We start from the raw sequence: 1757 nt of genomic DNA, 5'->3' as shown, positions 1-1757 counted from the left end.
CTGTTGTTGACGCCATTTTTCTGCTTGTTGACATTGTTTCCTTTTCAGGCTAATTTAATCAAAAGGTCGATGTCAATTAGTTTTAGCGTTCAACATCAGTCAATTCCAGTTATATGGCAAAAAGCACTACTCCCTCATTTGTCACAACCATTCCACTTGTTGTCACAAGCCAAGCAGAGCCAGAGTTGCTTTCACGTTTTCAAGGGGGTAGGCAACTGTACAATGCACTGCTCAACGAGTCAATGGCAAGAATGAGGTTAGTGCACAAGTCAGACCAGTACCAGCTAGCTAAAGCCCTTCCCAAGGGAAAAGCTAGAACAGAGGCATTTGCCGTTGCTAGAAAAGAGTACAGATACTCTGAATACGATATCCAAGCTTATGCAACGGTCGTTGCTAATACGTCTAAGTGGATTGCCACCAAGATTGACTCTAACACTCAACAGAAGCTAGCTACTCGCGCCTTCCAAGCCTCCGAAAAAGTAATGTTTGGTCGCGCTAAGAAGGTTCGATTCAAGGTTCCTTTTCGGTTCCGAAGCATGGAAGGTAAGACCAATAAGCAAGGGATACGCTGGGTTGGAGAACAGTTGGTCTGGGGGAAACTTAAGCTGAATGCCCTGATTGACTACGACAACCCAGTGATGATGCATGGCATCAACAGCGAAGTTAAATATGTCCGGATTCTCTGGAAAGAGATTAACGGCAAGCGTCGCTGGTATGCCCAACTCATCAACAAAGGGGAGCCTTATCAAAAGGCTGCTAATTTTGTTAGTCCTGGAGTTGTGGGGATAGACCTTAACATTTCCAATGTAGCTTACGTGGCTGACAGCAACGCTGGCTTGTTACCCTTTGCCGAAAAAGTTCCGACCTTCGAGCGTGAGATTAGCCGACTACAGCGTAAGATGCAGCGGTCACAGCGCCAGTTGAATCCCGATAGCTACGAACCTGACTTCTTGGGAAGGAAGGGACGTAAGACTATTCGGAAAAAGGGCAAGCTAAAGAAGGGGAAGAGGGCGTATAACAAATCCAAGCGCTATCTTGCTCTTGCTGCTAAAAAGAGAGAACTGGAGCGAAGAAAGTCTGAGTATTGCAAGTCTCAGAATCGTCGTCTAGTTAATGACATCCTAAAAATAGGCAACCAAATTAAAACTGAAAAGGTTTCCGTTAAGGGATGGCAAAAGAATTGGGGCAAAGCCGTTGCTGCTAAATCCCCTGGATTTTTCCAATCAGAGCTGAAGCGCAAAGCTGAAAAAGCTGGCGGTTCATTCTATCAGTTTTCGACTACAAAAACAGCACTCTCTCAAACTCATCTAACAGGTATTCGTATCAAGAAATCTCTCTCAGAGCGAGTACATTATGACCAGTCAGGTGTAGTAATGCACCGTGACCTGATGAGTGCGTTTTTGAGTCGTCACGTCTATGACGATAAGTTGTCATTGCGGGATGCTCAATCCGAGTATCCAGGGATGGAAACTGCCCTGCTACGGGCATGGCAACAATATCAACAATCAGCAAATCGAGTAAGCGCGTCTGAAAGTCAGTGCAGTCATAGCCCTGTTGAGCTGATTCGTAGCAACTCAGAAAAATCTAGCCAGATAGCTTCCGTTCGGCTAATCGTCTCCGCCCTGAGCCCTTCGGCAAGCTCAGGGTAAGACCTGTCGAAGGGTCACGGCGAAGCCTTTGGGACGAGCAACAAGCTAGGTAAAGCTTCTGAGGAATCTCCCGGTTTTAGCTCTTAGCGCAACCGGGAGAGGTTTCAA

1 protein-coding gene is annotated in these 1757 nt (G+C 46.4%); it reads left to right on the top strand.

Annotation, left to right across the window (positions count from 1 at the left end; translation table 11 throughout):
- The first annotated feature begins 113 nt into the window (after positions 1-113).
- Positions 114-1649, top strand: coding sequence for a transposase (locus tag IQ257_RS29545; protein WP_193882696.1), 1536 nt, complete (start codon positions 114-116; stop codon positions 1647-1649).
- The last annotated feature ends 108 nt before the right edge of the window (positions 1650-1757 follow it).

The sequence above is a fragment of the Coleofasciculus sp. LEGE 07092 genome (assembly GCF_015207375.1).
Lineage (GTDB): Bacteria > Cyanobacteriota > Cyanobacteriia > Cyanobacteriales > Coleofasciculaceae > LEGE-07092.
Note: the sequence above shows the minus strand (reverse complement) of the source record. Positions and strands in the feature narration are given on the sequence as shown.

What these genes read in the sequence shown, in the direction of transcription:
- IQ257_RS29545 (WP_193882696.1), top strand. Translation starts at nt 114, where the DNA reads ATGGCAAAAAGCACTACTCCCTCATTTGTCACAACCATTCCACTTGTT.